The organism is Bacillus sp. GW823-FHT06A10 (genome assembly GCF_058795375.1).
Genome location: NZ_JBXAHT010000001.1, coordinates 742,283 through 758,408, shown reverse-complemented (window position 1 = coordinate 758,408; position 16,126 = coordinate 742,283). Strand labels below are relative to the sequence as shown.

20 protein-coding genes are annotated in these 16,126 nt (G+C 36.7%); 2 read left to right on the top strand and 18 right to left on the bottom strand.

Going from position 1 to position 16,126, the window contains the following annotated elements:
• Positions 1 to 5 precede the first annotated feature (5 nt).
• Both panC and panB read right to left on the bottom strand, forming a co-directional pair.
• The gene (panC, locus tag AC1Q8M_RS04010; RefSeq protein WP_098400459.1) at positions 6 to 854 is read right to left on the bottom strand and encodes a pantoate--beta-alanine ligase; all 849 of its coding nucleotides are present in this window, start codon (positions 852 to 854) and stop codon (positions 6 to 8) included.
• Entirely contained in the window at positions 854 to 1,690 is an 837-nt protein-coding gene (gene panB, locus AC1Q8M_RS04005; protein WP_000851108.1) for a 3-methyl-2-oxobutanoate hydroxymethyltransferase, read from the bottom strand. The genes panC and panB overlap by 1 nt, the downstream gene beginning before the upstream one ends.
• A gap of 577 nt (positions 1,691 to 2,267) precedes the next feature.
• Here panB and AC1Q8M_RS04000 point away from each other — a divergent pair.
• On the top strand, positions 2,268 to 2,657 hold the full coding sequence (locus tag AC1Q8M_RS04000; RefSeq protein ID WP_000062378.1) for a cupredoxin domain-containing protein: 390 nt from the start codon (positions 2,268 to 2,270) through the stop codon (positions 2,655 to 2,657).
• Between the two features lie 127 nt (positions 2,658 to 2,784).
• On the opposite strand, the gene AC1Q8M_RS03995 is transcribed toward AC1Q8M_RS04000, so the two are convergent.
• Genes AC1Q8M_RS03995 through AC1Q8M_RS03965 form a run of 7 tightly spaced genes read right to left on the bottom strand, consistent with a single transcriptional unit; the run spans position 2,785 to position 8,339 of the window.
• The gene (locus tag AC1Q8M_RS03995; protein ID WP_001192056.1) at positions 2,785 to 3,765 is read right to left on the bottom strand and encodes a biotin--[acetyl-CoA-carboxylase] ligase; all 981 of its coding nucleotides are present in this window, start codon (positions 3,763 to 3,765) and stop codon (positions 2,785 to 2,787) included.
• On the bottom strand, positions 3,750 to 4,943 hold the full coding sequence (locus tag AC1Q8M_RS03990) for a CCA tRNA nucleotidyltransferase (protein WP_000439311.1): 1,194 nt from the start codon (positions 4,941 to 4,943) through the stop codon (positions 3,750 to 3,752). Before AC1Q8M_RS03990 ends, AC1Q8M_RS03995 begins: the two co-directional genes overlap by 16 nt.
• Positions 4,930 to 6,075: an N-acetyl-alpha-D-glucosaminyl L-malate synthase BshA gene (bshA, locus tag AC1Q8M_RS03985; protein ID WP_000768317.1), complete on the bottom strand. Its 1,146-nt coding sequence runs from the start codon at positions 6,073 to 6,075 to the stop codon at positions 4,930 to 4,932. Before bshA ends, AC1Q8M_RS03990 begins: the two co-directional genes overlap by 14 nt.
• Positions 6,072 to 6,776, bottom strand: a complete 705-nt coding sequence (bshB1, locus tag AC1Q8M_RS03980; RefSeq protein WP_000015660.1) for a bacillithiol biosynthesis deacetylase BshB1 — start codon at positions 6,774 to 6,776, stop codon at positions 6,072 to 6,074. The genes bshA and bshB1 overlap by 4 nt, the downstream gene beginning before the upstream one ends.
• Positions 6,777 to 6,787: 11 nt before the next feature.
• Positions 6,788 to 7,183, bottom strand: a complete 396-nt coding sequence (mgsA, locus tag AC1Q8M_RS03975; RefSeq protein ID WP_000684765.1) for a methylglyoxal synthase — start codon at positions 7,181 to 7,183, stop codon at positions 6,788 to 6,790.
• Positions 7,184 to 7,197: 14 nt separating this feature from the next.
• Positions 7,198 to 7,998 (bottom strand): dihydrodipicolinate reductase, encoded by an 801-nt coding sequence (dapB, locus tag AC1Q8M_RS03970; protein ID WP_000658810.1) that lies wholly within the window; start codon positions 7,996 to 7,998, stop codon positions 7,198 to 7,200.
• Positions 7,998 to 8,339, bottom strand: coding sequence for a nucleotide pyrophosphohydrolase (locus tag AC1Q8M_RS03965; protein WP_002108639.1), 342 nt, complete (start codon positions 8,337 to 8,339; stop codon positions 7,998 to 8,000). The genes dapB and AC1Q8M_RS03965 overlap by 1 nt, the downstream gene beginning before the upstream one ends.
• Positions 8,340 to 8,716: 377 nt before the next feature.
• Between AC1Q8M_RS03965 and AC1Q8M_RS03960 the strand changes: the two genes are divergently transcribed.
• Entirely contained in the window at positions 8,717 to 9,598 is an 882-nt protein-coding gene (locus tag AC1Q8M_RS03960) for a YitT family protein (RefSeq protein ID WP_000202121.1), read from the top strand.
• A gap of 28 nt (positions 9,599 to 9,626) precedes the next feature.
• Here AC1Q8M_RS03960 and AC1Q8M_RS03955 read toward each other — a convergent pair whose 3' ends face one another.
• The 9 genes from AC1Q8M_RS03955 to AC1Q8M_RS03915 form a co-directional block, all read right to left on the bottom strand.
• Entirely contained in the window at positions 9,627 to 10,268 is a 642-nt protein-coding gene (locus AC1Q8M_RS03955; protein WP_000876861.1) for a uracil-DNA glycosylase, read from the bottom strand.
• Positions 10,269 to 10,369: 101 nt separating this feature from the next.
• Positions 10,370 to 11,053: a zinc metallopeptidase gene (locus tag AC1Q8M_RS03950; protein ID WP_011109966.1), complete on the bottom strand. Its 684-nt coding sequence runs from the start codon at positions 11,051 to 11,053 to the stop codon at positions 10,370 to 10,372.
• A 101-nt stretch (positions 11,054 to 11,154) separates the two neighbouring features.
• The gene (gene ypjB / locus AC1Q8M_RS03945; protein WP_000831589.1) at positions 11,155 to 11,943 is read right to left on the bottom strand and encodes a sporulation protein YpjB; all 789 of its coding nucleotides are present in this window, start codon (positions 11,941 to 11,943) and stop codon (positions 11,155 to 11,157) included.
• A gap of 106 nt (positions 11,944 to 12,049) precedes the next feature.
• Positions 12,050 to 12,736, bottom strand: a complete 687-nt coding sequence (gene lit, locus AC1Q8M_RS03940) for a lipoprotein intramolecular transacylase Lit (protein ID WP_000414374.1) — start codon at positions 12,734 to 12,736, stop codon at positions 12,050 to 12,052.
• A gap of 25 nt (positions 12,737 to 12,761) precedes the next feature.
• Positions 12,762 to 13,352 (bottom strand): lipoprotein heptaprenylglyceryl N-acetyltransferase LhaT, encoded by a 591-nt coding sequence (gene lhaT, locus AC1Q8M_RS03935; RefSeq protein WP_000262839.1) that lies wholly within the window; start codon positions 13,350 to 13,352, stop codon positions 12,762 to 12,764.
• 118 nt (positions 13,353 to 13,470) lie between these two features.
• Positions 13,471 to 14,238, bottom strand: a complete 768-nt coding sequence (gene qcrC, locus AC1Q8M_RS03930) for a menaquinol-cytochrome c reductase cytochrome b/c subunit (RefSeq protein WP_000554601.1) — start codon at positions 14,236 to 14,238, stop codon at positions 13,471 to 13,473.
• Between the two features lie 43 nt (positions 14,239 to 14,281).
• Positions 14,282 to 14,956, bottom strand: a complete 675-nt coding sequence (gene qcrB / locus AC1Q8M_RS03925; RefSeq protein ID WP_000932700.1) for a menaquinol-cytochrome c reductase cytochrome b subunit — start codon at positions 14,954 to 14,956, stop codon at positions 14,282 to 14,284.
• A complete protein-coding gene (qcrA, locus tag AC1Q8M_RS03920) occupies positions 14,957 to 15,469 on the bottom strand; it encodes a menaquinol-cytochrome c reductase iron-sulfur subunit (protein WP_001290420.1) in 513 nt (170 codons plus the stop codon). It lies immediately after the preceding gene.
• A 140-nt stretch (positions 15,470 to 15,609) separates the two neighbouring features.
• Positions 15,610 to 16,068, bottom strand: a complete 459-nt coding sequence (locus AC1Q8M_RS03915; RefSeq protein WP_000872170.1) for a YpiF family protein — start codon at positions 16,066 to 16,068, stop codon at positions 15,610 to 15,612.
• Positions 16,069 to 16,126 lie beyond the last annotated feature (58 nt).

The window sequence follows — 16,126 nt, the reverse complement described above, 5'->3', positions numbered from 1 at the left end:
CCCCCTTATTTAACCGTTAATGTTATATTGTCAATTAATCTTACATTTTCAAACTTAACTGCAATAGCTAAAATGATTCGTCCTTCGACTTTCTCTACCATTGTTAATGACGGATATGCATATAAATCCGCATAATCTACAGTGCCTTTCGTATGCGTCTCAATATACTCTTTCACAAGATTTGTAATGATTTCCAGATTACGTTCACCTACCTCAATTCTTTCTTTCGCTATACATAGGCTGCGGTATAAATGAAGAGCCTCTTCACGTTCATCTTGTGATAGGTACACGTTACGAGAACTTTTCGCTAATCCATCTTCTTCCCTCACAATATCAACTGGTACGATTGTAACCGGAATATTGAAATCAGTTACAAATCCGTCAATTACTGCAACTTGTTGAGCATCTTTCATACCGAAATAAGCACGCGTTGGCAGCGTAATATTAAATAGTTTCATTAGTACAGTTGCAACACCAGCAAAATGACCAGGTCTTTGTTGACCGCATAATACGTCCGTGCGCTTCACAACTTCTACTGTTGTTGTTTGTTCTGCTGGATACATTTCTTCTACACTCGGATAAAATAAATAATCTACACCGTTTTCTTTTGCTACATTTTCATCTCTATCAATATCACGAGGATATCGATCTAAATCTTCATTTGGGCCAAATTGCAGCGGGTTTACAAATACACTTAAAACTACAATTTCATTTTCTTCTCTTGCCTTACGTAATAAGGTAGCATGCCCTTCATGTAAATAACCCATCGTTGGAACAAAACCAATACTCTTTCCACTTGCACGAAGTTCGTTTGTAATTTGCTGCATCTCTTGCACTGTAGTTACGATTTTCATTATTGTTTTCCTCCGTATAACGCTAAGCATTCTTCCTCTTTCATTGTGAACGAATGTTTTTCTTCAGGAAATTGCCTTGTCTTTACTTCAGTAACATATTGTGAAATCCCACGCACAATCTCCTCTTGAACAGATGTATATTGCTTCACAAATTTCGGCACACGATTCACGCCGTATGAGATAAGATCATGATAAACAAGCACTTGCCCATCTACTTTTTGTCCTGCACCAATCCCAATTGTCGGTATTGTTAGTTGCTCTGAAATAAGTTCTGCTAACTGCATTGGTACACATTCTAACACAAGCGCTATTGCACCAGCTTCTTCACATTTCTTTGCATCTTCTATTAATTTCTTTGCACTCTCCGCATCTTTTCCTTGCACTTTATATCCACCCAACACTCCTACAGATTGAGGGGTTAAACCTAAATGCGCTACAACAGGAATTCCTGCGTTCGTCAAATATTGAATCGTTGATATAACTTCTCCAGCACCTTCTACCTTCAGTGCATGCGCCCCGCTCTCTTGAACGATGCGGCGTGCATTCACCATCGTTTCTTGTAATGATACGTGATACGACATAAATGGCATATCAGTTACAATAAACGTCTCTTTCGCTCCACGGCGTACAGCTTTCGTATGATGAATCATATCCTCTACTGTTACAGGTACTGTTGAATCGTATCCGAGTACAACCATTCCAAGAGAATCTCCAACTAAAATCATATCAACTTCAGCTTCTTCTGCTAATTTAGCAGATGGATAATCATACGCCGTTAGCATTGTAATCGGCTCACCTTGCTCTTTCATCTTCAAAAAATCTGTTTTTGTTTTCAAAAACTACTCCTCCTTTATGCAGGAGAGAGGAGATGGCCGCAATCATATAAAAAACCCCTCTGGCCATAAAAGGGCAGAAGGGTTGTGTGTTAGTCGGCATTATTCATCCCTCTGTCCCAGTCCGTTATTGGATCAAGGCAGAATCCAAGTTATTATTTTTCGTATTACTTCGAATCATGGTGCAGTTCGCTCTGATACTGCCCACATTCGAACTAATTATAGCAAACTACAAAAGGGAATTACTACATTTTTTTGAAAAAATAATTTTTTATTCTGATTACGGTATATGAAATTTAATAAGAGAGTATATATGCTAGAAAGTGAAACTTTAATCAGCCCGATCCCCACCTAACTTCTTTGCTTCCGCTGAATTTTGAGGTGGAGGTCTTATTGCCCAGTAAATAGCGGGATAAAGTTTTTATAGATAATTCAATCCTGAAAAGATACATGTTTTTTCAACGCATGTTAAAAAATTCCAAGTTAATTTCTTCTGTAATCAATTTAACTGTATAGTATAACTCTTAAACTAATGATGCAGGTTAATTGAGGAAAAGTACTTAACAAAGGAGAATTGCAGATGTCTATGAACAGGTGGTTATTTCGATTCAGCAGTTTGCTTGTAATGATTGTATGGTGGATATCTTTAGGATCCTTTCATGTATTTGCCTCAGTTAATGTCGTAACACAACCCACCGATGTAACGAACGTGATTGAGGTTGAACTAAATGATGATTACTTTAATCCAAATGTCATCACGATTCCGCTTGAAGGATCAACAACATTACTATTGAAAAATAAAGGTAAAAACGAGCACACCTTTACAGTGAAAAAACTCGGCATTGACGTCGTAGTTGAGTCAGGAAAAGAAAAGAATATTACCGTGAAACCTAAAAATACTGGTACATATGAATTAATATGTCGATACCATCTCCTTAAAGGAATGGAAGGCAAAGTAATCGTCAAATAACATGCCAGACCAACTAGACGGAAGATATCTTGAAATGAACTTTAAATATGAAAAGGATTTATTATCATGTTACAAATTTAACTCAAAAATATTGAAATAAAAAGAAGTTCCAAAAGAGGAACTTCTTTTACTTAATTTCGATATCTGCAGAATGAATATGATGTACTTTCCCCTCATGATCCTCCAGAAGTAATACACCATCCTCTGTGATTCCTTTTGCTAACCCCGTAATCGTCTCTCTCATCGTTCGAGCGGTAATTTCTTTCCCGATGCTCACAGCGTAACTTTCCCAAAGAATTTTAATGACAGAGAAACCATTTTGTAAATACTCTTCATATAATTTTTCTAGTTGTAAATAGATTTGTTGCATAAGTTCTGCACGAACAATCGGCTTACCTGATTCAATCGCTAATGAAGTAGCAATGTGCTGAATTTCTTCATCAAAATGTTCTTGCTTTTGATTCGCATTAATACCGATGCCCATAATGACAGCATTAATTTTATCAGGATCCGCTTGCATTTCTGTTAATATACCTACAGCCTTTTTACCTTGAATTAAAATGTCATTTGGCCATTTTATTCCCACGTCTACACCTGTACATTTTTCAATTGCCTGTGCAACACTAACAGCCGCTAACAAAGTAAGTTGCGGTGCATGATGAACTGGAATCGATGGGCGTAAAATAATACTCATCCAAATTCCTGTTCCTTTTGGTGAATGCCATTTTCTGCTTAAACGACCTCTTCCCGCTGTTTGTTCTTCTGCTACAACGATAGTTCCTTCTTCTGCACCTTCATAAGCAAGTTTTGCTGCAATGTGCTGCGTTGATTCAACAGTTTCTTCAAAATACACTGTTCTACCAATTCGCTTCGTTTGTAGCCCTAACTGAATTTCATTAGCAGTCACTTTGTCTGGCTTACTTGCAATTCGGTAACCTAATCGGCGCACAGCTTCAAGTTCATATCCCTCACTCCGGAGATCTTCCATATGTTTCCACACAGCAGTTCTTGAACAACCAAGTTTATCACTAATCGTTTGGCCGGATACAAACTCGCCATCCGCTTCAGAAAAAACTTGTAATAACTGCTTTCTTATAGTAGATTGCATCCTTGCAGCCACTCCCTTATACGCTCTTTCTCATTAACTACGTTTCCTTTTACAATTGCTTCCTCGATTTTCTGAAGCATGTCAGCAACCCACGGACCAGGCTTTTTGTTTGCCCAGTTTAATAAATCATTACCAGTCACATTCATTTCTTGACGACCCTGGATTGGCAATGCATGAAACATTGATTGTACTCGTTTAACAGATGTAGGATCATAGCTTTCAATCATCGCTTCATATACTCTCTCTGCCATTTCAGCGATATAAATTCCCGTTTTATAAAGAAGGACTGTATCCCAATCCTTCTCCTTTCTAGTACGGATTGCCAATAAAACTGCAACAATATCTTTTATTTTTTTATTCGAAAACTTCCATTGACGTAAAAAGACAGATGGATGTTCTTCTCCGATACAATATAAGAAAAATGCCCACGCCTCAATATCCGTTTCGAAAGAATCCCATTTATACTGCGTAGCTTTTAACAGTCTCTCTTCTGACATTTGTAAATATGGCAAATGAGAAAATAGCTTCGTCTCTACTAATTCTTTGAGACCTTTCACACAATATGTACCAGTTAACAATTTCTCAAACTCTACTGTAATGCGCTCAATTGCTATATGTTCTAGCAAATGTCCATACGTTTCAATCGCTTGCTTCGTTTTCGTTTCTAATGAAAAACCTAACGCGCTTACAAACCGAATACCACGCATCATTCGCAGGGCATCTTCTTGAAAACGATCCGCAGCATTTCCAACTGTCACAATTTCTCTCTGTTGAATGGCTTCCTGTCCAGCAAATAAATCAACCATTTCGCCTTCTTCTGTCATAGCAATTGCATTCATCGTGAAATCACGACGTTTTAAATCCTCTTCTAATGAACGAACAAATTGAACACTACTAGGTCTTCGAAAATCTTCATATTCGCTTTCTGTTCGAAAAGTAGTTACCTCATAAGGCTCACCATTTTCTAAAACAATTACAGTTCCATGCTCAAGACCAACAGGAACATTTCTTGGGAATATAGCCATCACTTCTTCTGGTAAAGCAGATGTCGCAATATCAATATCTCCAATCGGCCTATCGATAATAAGATCGCGTACGCTCCCACCAACAAAGTAAGCCTCATGTCCTTGTTGTTTTAATGTCTCAATAATAGAACTAGCTTTTTTAAATCTTTCCATTTTTGTCATCCCTTAGTACGTCATAGTAAATCGTTTCATATTGTGAAACAATTTTTTCTGAGCGAAATTGCTCATAAACACTTTCTCTTGCTCGTTCTCCCATATTACGGTGAAGTTCCTCGTCCTTTAATAGCTGAGTAGCTTGATTTGCCACTCCTGTTGTATCGCCAACTTCACATAAATATCCTGTTTCCCCGTGTTGAATAACCTCTGGAATACCTCCAACCCGTGTTCCGATACAAGGTACACCACACGCCATTGCTTCTAATAAAACAAGACCAAAACTTTCCTTCTCTGATAGAAGCAACATTAAATCACTCATCGCAAGTAGTTCTGCAACATTATCTTGCTTCCCTAGGAATAAAACACGATCTTCAATATGTAAATTCTTCACTATCTGTAAAATCGTACAGAATTCTGGTCCGTCTCCAACAAGAAGCAACTTCGCATCTACTTCTTTAACAATTTTAGCAAATGCCTCAACAACATCCTGCACACGTTTCACTTTACGGAAATTCGAAATATGAATAAGTACTTTTTCACTCTCACTTATACCGTATTCTTTCTTTAATTGAGACATATTACGTTTGAAATATACACGTTCGTCTATAAAGTTATATACCGTTTGAATTTCTTTACTTGGTTTTACAAGCTCATGCGTTTCGTTAATTAATGAATGCGAGACAGCAGTAACAACATCCGATTGCTCAATACCAAAACGAATTAAATTATTTAACGAAGGGTCGGAACCTAACACAGTAATATCTGTTCCATGCAAGGTTGTAACAATTTTAATACGCTCTCCGATCATTTGTTTTGCTAAATATGCACAAATTGCATGTGGTATTGCGTAATGCACATGTAAAATGTCTAAGTTTTCTCTTTGTGCAACCTCTGCCATTTTACTTGCTAACGCTAAATCGTATGGTGGATATTGAAATACAGAGTACTGGCTTACCGTCACTTCATGAAAATATATGTTTGGATATACTTTATTTAACCGGAATGGTAAACCCGATGTAATAAAGTGAATTTCATGCCCGCGTTCCGCCAATTGCTTTCCTAATTCTGTTCCAACAACTCCAGAACCACCTACAGAAGGATAACATGTAATACCTATTTTTAATTTCATTTACATCCCCCTAATAAATCAGCATGTAATAAAACCGGTTTCTTACTCATAAATCCCTCGGCATACAAGACTCCAACTTCTTTTCCAAACATCTTCTCACGAGCAATCACAGTTTCAACGTATCCTTCTGTTAACGGTGTCTTAACACCATCACTTCCTGTTGAAAATTGACTTTCATATGCTTCTAATGCTTCCACCTTTATAGAGAGGTACTCACTTATATCTATACAAAAATTCGGTTTATGAAAACCATTAATCATATAATTATAAAAAGACTCCACACGATGTGGTGAAAGTTCCGGCATATATTTACGGATTCCTGCTGAAAAAATAGCCTCTTCCACAAGCTTTGCACAATTTGCATGATCTGGATGACGATCTTCATAGTATGGCGCAAAAACTAGTTTTGGTTTATATGTACGGATCACCTTGACAATTTCACGTATATACTCTTCTTTCATATACAAACCACGGTCTGGCATCGCTAAATTCAGCCTCGTTTTTACTCCCATTATACGAGCTGCGACCTCTGCTTCTTCTTTTCTCAACTCTATCGTTCCATTGGAAGAAAGATCAGCTTCTGTTAAATCACAAATACCTACTTCATACCCTTGCTTTGTATATTTAGCGATGGTACCAGCCATGCCGATTTCAACATCATCGGCATGAGCACCAAACGCTAATATATGTAATCCACTCATAATTGTTCCCCTCATTTTCTTAACTTACGATAATCTAAATCTCCTCGCTCTAATGCGTGCATCAACATTTCAGCACTTGCCATATTCGTTGCAAGTGGAATCGCATATACATCACATAAACGAAGCAATGCATTCACATCCGGTTCATGCGGCTGTGCTGTTAATGGATCGCGGAAGAAAATCACCATATCTAAATCGTTTTTTGCAATCATTGCACCAATTTCTTGATCTCCACCAAGAGGGCCAGATTGATATCTTGTTACAACTAATCCAGTCGCTTCCATAATACGAAGCCCTGTCGTTCCTGTTGCAAATAATTCATGTTGCTCAAAAATTGGTTTATATGCGTATGCAAACGAAACCATATCATTTTTCTTTTTGTCATGTGCGATTAAGGCAATTTTCATCCGTTGTCTCCCCTTTAGTCGATAATATTTTCTAAACCGTACACAAGATGATCAAGGTTCATTACTGTCTCAATTGATAGTTTTACACCTGACATAAATGATGCACGATTGAATGAATCATGACGAACTGTTAACATTTGTCCATCTCCACCAAACATTACTTCTTGGTGTGCAATAAGCCCTGGCAAACGTACACTATGAATGTGAATACCGTCTACATTTGCACCACGTGCACCTGCTAGTTGCTCTACTTCATTTGGATGACCTTGCTGCTTTGATTCACGATTTTGACGAATTAATTCTACCGTTTTTACAGCTGTACCAGATGGTGCGTCTAATTTTTGATCATGATGTAATTCAATTACCTCAACATCTTGGAAATATTTCGCTGCCATTTGTGAGAATTTCATCATAAGAACTGCACCAATTGCAAAGTTTGGAGCAATAATTGTTCCTACTGCTTTTTCTTTTGCATTCTCTGTTAAACGTGCCAATTCTTCTTCTGTAAATCCAGTTGTACCAATAACAGAACGAAGTCCACGCTCAACTGCAAGTGTAACGTGTTGTTTCCCAACTTCTGGTGTTGTTAAATCTAACAACACATCTGCTTCTACTTCATCTAAACAAGTATGTAAATCAGCGTAAATCGGTGCATGTAATGCTGGCATGCCAGGTAAATCAGAAATCTTCTCACCACCATGCTTATAATCCACTGCTGCTACTAAATTAAAATGTTCCGTTCTTTCCATAAGAAGGACTGCTTCATGTCCCATACGTCCTCTTGGTCCGGCGATAATTACTTTAATTTCTTTCATTATTCTTTCTCTCCCTCATCAATACGTGTCCAGCGATCTTTATCACGTGTATTAAATTTATTCATTACAATGTTATGTGCTGTCTCTAAATCAATATTTAAACTATTTGCCATACAAATCATAACAAATAATACATCTCCAAGCTCTTCTTCAATACTTCTTTCTTTTTCAGTTGTTTTCTTCGGTTTCTCACCATAATAATGATTTACCTCTCTCGCAAGCTCTCCCATTTCTTCCGTTAAACGAGCCATCATTGCAAGCGGACTGAAATAACCTTCTTTAAACTGACCAATATATGCATCTACTTCTTTCTGCATATCTTTCATCGTTTTTGCTTCCATACTATTCACCTCTAATCCTTCCTCTTTCATGTTAGCCAATTCATCGCGATTTGACAAATATTATTCCCCGCCAAACACCTATTTGCGACCCTTTTTTGGATAGACTATAATAAAGTGAAACTTTCTTTTGCGCTTTTTGCAAAAGATTAGTTGAACCAATCGGGTTCCTACGGCTGGTTCGCCTTTCTTCAGAGCTTTATCTCCTACCAGCCGTTGGAACGGGGTAAAGTGAAACTTTCTTTTGCGCTTTTTGCAAAAGATTAGCCCATACTAATCGAGTTCTTACTATTTTCACTAGCAACTAGAAATTACTTATTATTATGTTTTACCGTTTCAGCGGAGCAATGTAATCATTACATAATTAGGGGGATTTCTATATGACATCAAAATTGAAGATGCGAAATATTATTTTTATTTTAATCGGTTCCGCTATATTTTCTTTCGGTATTGTCAATATCAATATTGAAAACCACCTTGCAGAAGGTGGGTTTACTGGTATTACACTATTATTGTATTTTTTATTTAAGTTTGATCCTTCCTACTCAAACTTAATTTTAAATATCCCTATATTTTTTATTGGTTGGAGGTTACTTGGCAGAACGACATTTTTATATACATTAATCGGCACATTTAGCGTATCTTTATTTCTATGGATTTTCCAGCGTTACGAAGTGCTCAACTTACATTTAAACTTGCAAAATGATATGACACTCGCAGCTTTATTCGCCGGGGCATTTATCGGTATCGGTCTTGGGATAATATTTAAATATGGCGGGACTACTGGCGGTGTAGATATTATCGCACGACTAGCTCACAAATATGTTGGCTGGAGTATGGGTAAAACGATGTTTATGTTCGATGCTGTCGTTATCGTCGTCTCTATTCTTACCTATTTATCATACCGCGAGGGTATGTATACGTTAGTTGCTGTTTTTATCGGGGCTAAAGTCATTGATTTTATGCAAGAAGGAGCCTATGCCGCCAAAGGAGCGACTATTATCTCAGAGAAAAACGATGAAATTGCTGCCAAAATTTTATCTGAAATGGAGCGCGGAGCAACCTTTTTAAAGGCTGTTGGATCGTATACAAAAGTGGAACGTAACGTACTGTATTGCGTTGTTGCTAAAAATGAAATCGTGAAATTAAAGAATATTATTACTTCAGTAGATCCTCATGCATTTGTCGCTGTAAGTGATGTACATGATGTAGTTGGTGAAGGATTTACGTTAGATGAAAATAAAAACCCTTTACATAATTAAATGTAACTAGAAAAGCGCCTTAGCTTTTCTAGTTTTTTATTACAAGTCTTTTAAGCTTCTCCAAATCCTCATAAATAAGCTCCAATAAACTCCGATTATAAAAAATGGAAGCTGGATGAAAAGTTGGAAAAACATGATATTCATTCTCTGACCATGTAAACTCTGCACTTTGCATATCCTTTAATTTTTGAATGGGCTGTTTTAATAATTGCCCGTGTACATCTGTGATTTTTTTATTTTTTCCTGTTAAACGTTGAAGACCAATATTTCCAAGTGTGACGATAAGCCTCGGATTTATTTTCTCTAATTCATAATCTAACAAAGGCGCATGGGCAACTATTTCTCCTTGATTTGGCGTTCTATTATACTTTTTTTGTATGCTTTCACCATTTCGTTCTTTTTTCTCTCGCCATTTATAAGGTCTACTCCGAACAGCGCTCGTAATATATACTTCTTCCCTCGTAACGTGAATACGCTCTAAAAAACCCATTAATTGTTTTCCCGACCTCCCGCTAAACGGAATCCCATTATGAATTTCTGTTTCACCAGGCGCTTCTCCTAACAACATAAATTTGGGATTTTCAGGACCTTGTCCACTTAAAAAACCTTCTAGTTGATAAGGAGCACTACGCTCTTTCACTTGTTTTACTAAATGGTCTGGATATTTCATTTCCCCCACCGCCTTTCCGCATTACTTCTATTATTTCTATTTGTAATACATTATATAATTCAATCCACACAACGAAAAAAGACTATCAAAATTGATAGTCTTTAGTCGTCGCTACGCTGCATACCAGTATACATTAATACGAGACGTAATAATTCAAATACCGCTACAGCTGCAGCTGCTACATATGTTAATGCTGCTGCATTTAATACTTTACGAGCTTGGCCATATTCATCTGTTGATACGATACCTAACGCTTCAATTTGTTGCATTGCACGCTTTGAAGCATCGAACTCAACTGGTAATGTAACAAGTTGGAACACAACACCTGCAGCCATTAAAATAATTCCTAATAACAATAGTTTCGACATTGTCGCAAATATACCAATCATAATAAATACCCATGATATATTCGATCCAAAATTCGCCACAGGAACTAACGAATGACGAATACGCATAAAGTTATAATCTTGCGCATCTTGAATTGCGTGTCCTACTTCATGTGCTGCCACTGCTGTACCAGCAACTGAATGTCCATAATAGTTATCTGTTGATAATCGAACCGTCTTGGCCGTTGGATCATAATGGTCTGATAAATGACCTGGTGTTTCTTCCACAGCTACATTGTATAATCCATTTTCATCTAAAATTTTTCGAGCCACTTCCGCTCCTGTCATACCTGATGTTGAATAAACTTGTGAATACTTGCTATAGGCACTTCGTACTCTTGACTGTGCATACAACGGTATGATCATTATGATCGCGAAGTAAATTAAATAAAACATCATGAACCTCCATTGAAGTTTTAATTATAGTACTTCTCATTCTATTTTCTTCTGCCACTATTGTCAATGAATAAACCTTACAATCCATATCTTTACTTATTACATTATCTATTTTTAGAATGCACATTACTTTTTCTTTTTTCTCTCTCTCCTTTATACTTTCTCCATCCAACATAAGTTAATGTGAATAAAATAAGTCCCCCAGTAATTGTCATAAACCAAATGAGAGAAGGTGCAATTTCATCCTTTTTTACTGTGTGAAATATCTTTTGCAAATCCCCTTTAATAATCCCTAATTGCATTTGGCCACCTTTCGTTTTTAACATAACGTTACGAAATTCATCCAAATAAGATAAATGAACATTTACACGCTGTACCTCGTTTTCTGGCAAAGCAATCATTAAACTTGGATAAATAATATTGAATTCATTTAAAAATGTATTTAATGTTTGTTGAAACTGCCCAGCATCTTCTTTTTCCATCGCTTTTTCCATTTGAGAAAAGGCATCCATTACTTTCCTTTCTCTTTCCATCCAAAGTGGTTGATATTTCGATACTTGTGCATCAACAGCAAGTTGTAATGCCAACACATTATCCATTTTAGCTTGCTTACCTAAACCTTCTTCAGAGAGCGATTGCTGCGCCTTGTCGTAAGCTAAAGAAATAACTCTAACTTGATCTGGTGTTACTTCATGCTTCTTTTCATTCCCCTTCATTAAAAATTGCTCTGAGAAAAGTTGTAATACTTGTACCGCTTTTTCATCTTCATTACGCTTCACTAACTGTAACGAGTCGTCTAACAACCCTGTTAGCTCATTCCACTCTTCAGCATATATACGTAACGGAAACATTATAATTAGAAATGCTATCAATCCAATTAATGTTCTCTTCATCCCGGTCCCCCCTATAACTACTAGTACAAAATATGTTAATTGGGACAAGAATAGAACAGAACTGAACCGAAAAATATATTATCGTTTTACAAAGAAAAAATTCTCTTTAAGCAGAGAATTTTTTCTTTGACATCCTTTTCTTTTTTACGAAATATCTATATAAGCTATAACAAAGTATACTACCACCTAAAATGAATAATAAAATAGCACACGCAGCATGCATAAAGAACTCCTCTGGTAGCATTAATATAACTGGATCCGTTTCAATATCAAACATCCAATAATCATTACTGAATAAAAGCTTATGGAATAATACAAAGCTCTTTTCAAAATTAATAGCGATTGGTAACATAAGCGCTATCGGAAAAATGATTGTTAAAATTGATCCGTGCAGTAAAAACTTTTCATTTTTCTTTTTTAATAAATAAATTCCCCCTATCACTGCAATCATAATTGTCGCATACATCACATATTGAATCTTTACTAAAATATTTTTAACATCTACAAAATGAATACGGCCATTTGTAGACATATCTAATGTTGGCAAATGTAATGCTCCGTCATAAAACGGGGATAAATATGTAATAAGCACATCGTAATTTCTTTTAATTTCATCCTTCGTCATATCCGCTAAATCAGGAATATTTAAAAAATCAATTTCAAAATAATACAGCCATTTTCCATACACAACTGCCGTTGTTGCGAGTGCAAAAATAGAAAATGCTATGCTATATGAAACAACTAAAGTAATCAATCGATCCAATATTTTTGTACCACTCTTATTTTTCTCCATGTTCTCCCCCTAAATGTTCTAACCATCATAAAGAAAATTGTTTCCTGTGCTCACGTAAGCAACAATAATATGTAATACATAGTACAACAACGCTTAACCAAAACGTAAAATAACCAATTTCCTCTACAAACAAATGCATAATTCCATATCGTGGCATTTGCCAAAATAAATAATCAATTGCATCGTTATGCAACGTCCATACACCCGCTACTATAAAATGCCATTTTTTTATACGGTAAAATGGAGCATATAAAACACCTTGCACTGCCATCGCAAAGTGCGAAAGCATTAACATGTAGCCCATAAGACCAATAGGACCTTTTACGTAAATCATAATCGCATTTACAACAACAGCCCAAATACCATATTTTATTAAAGTAACAATCGCTAGCGCTTCTATTAATCCCCAGTTTCTCTTTGTCAAAAAAGCAATTAAAACAAAGACAAAAAAGAGACTCGCCATAGGACTATCTGGTACAAACGGCCAAAATATAGGTGACGTTTCTTTCAGTTGATTTCCGTACCATATAAACCCGTAAATTGTACCTAATATGTTAACAACCAATAAAAATAATAATACCGAGCGTTGTCTTAACATTGCATACAAGTACACCAATCTGTATGTCCAACACCTTTCAAGCAAAGTAATTCATTCACTAAATCCTACTCTATTATAACAAACTTCATCCAACTAAATAGAAAAGCTGACTACAAATTTTGTAGTCAGCTTTTTATTATTTTTTATTATACTTTGCAACGAATTCCGAAAGCTTCTTCAGTTCCTCATCTGTACCTTTAAATACACCTTTAGGCATGGAACCTTTTCCATCTTTCGCAATTTTAGCAATTTCTTCTGGCTTTAAAGTTAAGTTTTGCAGTGCTGGTGCTGCCGCCCCGCCCTGTAAGTTGTCACCATGACATGTTAAACAAGTATTTTTTTGCATTAATTTATAGCCATCATCATTTTTATCAACTGGCGCGGTTTTTACAATTGCTCCTTGTTTCTTTGCAGCTTCCCAGTCGTGGTGTGCTACAGATTCCCAAGTTAAAAAGATAATCGATGCAATTGCTAAAAGCATAAATCCAGTTGCTACAGGACGCTTCAATGGACGTCTTTCTGGACCTCGATCAAGAAATGGAGCTAACAGTAATGCACCAAACGCAATCCCTGGCATAATAAACGCTCCAATTACAGTAAATGAACCGGAAGCATAAGAATACTTTAATAACTGATACAAGAATAAGAAATACCAATCTGGAAGTGGTATATATCCAGCATCTGTTGGATCCGCCATTCTCTCAAGCGGCGACGGATGCGCCACTGTTAAACATAAATAACCGATTAAAAAAACTGCACCAACCATCCATTCTTTTAACAAGAAGTTCGGCCAAAATGCTTCTGTTTTCCCTGGGTATTCAGAATAGTCTTTTGGAATATTTGGTTTCCGAGCTACCGGTACCCGAGAATCTCCTACAAACTTCATCCCTTTGCCGCGATGCATAATCTCCCTCCTTTAGTTCTTTCCCCTTTAATTTAGCAATCTCTTATAGTGGACCGGAAATACCTTGTTTGCGAATCATGATGAAGTGGAAGGCCATTAAACCTAGAAGTGCTGCTGGTAAGAAGAAGACGTGAATAGCAAAGAAGCGAGTTAATGTTTGAGCGCCAACAATTTCGGAATGACCAGCGAGTAATGTTTTAATATAAGGACCAATGAGCGGTGTTTGCTCTGCAATTTGAATCCCTACTTTTGTAGCAAATAAAGCTTTCATATCCCACGGTAATAAATATCCGGTAAAACCAAGACCTAACATAACAAAGAAAATAAGAACACCAACAATCCAGTTTAACTCACGGGGCTTTTTATACGCACCTTGGAAGAAAACTCTGAGTGTATGTAAAAACATCATTACAATTACGAGACTAGCACCCCAGTGGTGCATACCACGAACAATTTGCCCATAAGCAACTTCATTTTGTAAATAGTAAACTGATTCCCAAGCATTTTTAATATCAGGCACATAATACATCGTCAAAAACATTCCAGATAAAATTTGAATTACAGTAACGAAAAAGGTAAGTCCTCCAAAGCAATAGACGAATGCAGAAAAGTGATGTGCCGGGTTTACATGTTCAGGTACTTCATGATCAGCGATATCACGCCATATCGGTGTAATATCTAATCTTTCATCTACCCAATCATAAATTTTATTTAACATCTACTTTGCACCCCCTCTTGGCTTCGCTTTTCCTAGATACAGCGTTCCATCTTTCACTTTAGACTCGTACACATCCAGCGGAGCAAGGGGTGGCGTACCTTTAATGTTCATCCCATCTTTTGTATAACGACCCCCGTGACATGGACAAAAGAATTGATTCGGATGTGCTTTGTCCGAATTCCAGTTAACTGTACATCCTAAATGTTTACATACTGGAGAGAACGCAACAATGTCTCCGCTTTCATCTTTATGAACCCACGCCGATTTTGGTTCTTCAGACTTGTACCAACCATCAACCTGTTTCACTTTAAAATCGAAACGCTTCGGCTCTGTTGTAATATCCTTTACTTGCGCAACAGCAACCATATCTGTTCCGGCTTCTTTTCTTAACACCGGATCAAGCGCAAATCGCGTCATCGGCATTAAAATACCGGCAGCCATAAAGCCTCCTACCCCTGTGAGTGTGTAATTTAAAAATTGTCTTCTTGACACGCGATGTTCTTTCTCGCTCACGAAAATTTCCCCCCTCTATCAGAAATTGTCCCCTCGTGATAAATTATATAAAAAATAAAAACTAGGACACTATCATGATATAATACGCTCATGCACAGGTCAATATCATACTACTCATAATAATAAGAACTTTCTGTTTATTACGAGTTTCCCCACTTCTCTTCCAACATCACCATTATATTTTTTATATGCGCATGAATAACTTCTCTTTTTGCTTGATCACTAAATTGTTCTAATGCTAATGAAGGAAACCAAAATAAATCTCCCTGTAACTCTTGCATATCCTCTTTCCATGAAAAATCACTTGTAACATAAGCAATATGCTTAAAACCTTCGCTGCGTAAATGATTTGTCCATTCTTGCAAACGACCTTTTTCATTCTTTTGACTTTCTACCAAATACGTAAACGCAGGTAGTAAAAGCACTCTTCCTTTATACTCTCTTTCCAATTCCGTGCTCAACAATTCAATAAATTCACCTTGTTCTACAACCATTTTCATTTCTTGTGCTGCCGAAATTGATAAAAGCGGTATTACTCCTGTATCAACATACTCTCTTGCTTGTTCAAACTGTTCCACATCTTTTACACTCCACTTCAAATTCCTTCCCTCCTTCACTTACAAATGACAGAACTTTCACTTTATATATATTAAACCA

Excerpts from the sequence above, each read along its gene's own strand:
- AC1Q8M_RS03955 (WP_000876861.1), bottom strand. The coding sequence starts at position 10,268 with ATGAAATATCCAGACCATTTAGTAAAACAAGTGAAAGAGCGTAGTGCT.
- AC1Q8M_RS04000 (WP_000062378.1), top strand. The coding sequence starts at position 2,268 with ATGTCTATGAACAGGTGGTTATTTCGATTCAGCAGTTTGCTTGTAATG.
- AC1Q8M_RS03995 (WP_001192056.1), bottom strand. The coding sequence starts at position 3,765 with ATGCAATCTACTATAAGAAAGCAGTTATTACAAGTTTTTTCTGAAGCG.
- AC1Q8M_RS03950 (WP_011109966.1), bottom strand. The coding sequence starts at position 11,053 with ATGATGTTTTATTTAATTTACTTCGCGATCATAATGATCATACCGTTG.
- AC1Q8M_RS03990 (WP_000439311.1), bottom strand. The coding sequence starts at position 4,943 with ATGGAAAGATTTAAAAAAGCTAGTTCTATTATTGAGACATTAAAACAA.
- bshA (WP_000768317.1), bottom strand. The coding sequence starts at position 6,075 with ATGAAATTAAAAATAGGTATTACATGTTATCCTTCTGTAGGTGGTTCT.
- ypjB (WP_000831589.1), bottom strand. The coding sequence starts at position 11,943 with ATGAAGAGAACATTAATTGGATTGATAGCATTTCTAATTATAATGTTT.
- dapB (WP_000658810.1), bottom strand. The coding sequence starts at position 7,998 with ATGAAAGAAATTAAAGTAATTATCGCCGGACCAAGAGGACGTATGGGA.
- mgsA (WP_000684765.1), bottom strand. The coding sequence starts at position 7,183 with ATGAAAATTGCCTTAATCGCACATGACAAAAAGAAAAATGATATGGTT.
- panC (WP_098400459.1), bottom strand. The coding sequence starts at position 854 with ATGAAAATCGTAACTACAGTGCAAGAGATGCAGCAAATTACAAACGAA.
- qcrC (WP_000554601.1), bottom strand. The coding sequence starts at position 14,238 with ATGCATCGCGGCAAAGGGATGAAGTTTGTAGGAGATTCTCGGGTACCG.
- bshB1 (WP_000015660.1), bottom strand. The coding sequence starts at position 6,776 with ATGAGTGGATTACATATATTAGCGTTTGGTGCTCATGCCGATGATGTT.
- lit (WP_000414374.1), bottom strand. The coding sequence starts at position 12,736 with ATGGAGAAAAATAAGAGTGGTACAAAAATATTGGATCGATTGATTACT.
- AC1Q8M_RS03965 (WP_002108639.1), bottom strand. The coding sequence starts at position 8,339 with ATGGAAGCAAAAACGATGAAAGATATGCAGAAAGAAGTAGATGCATAT.
- qcrB (WP_000932700.1), bottom strand. The coding sequence starts at position 14,956 with ATGTTAAATAAAATTTATGATTGGGTAGATGAAAGATTAGATATTACA.
- AC1Q8M_RS03960 (WP_000202121.1), top strand. The coding sequence starts at position 8,717 with ATGACATCAAAATTGAAGATGCGAAATATTATTTTTATTTTAATCGGT.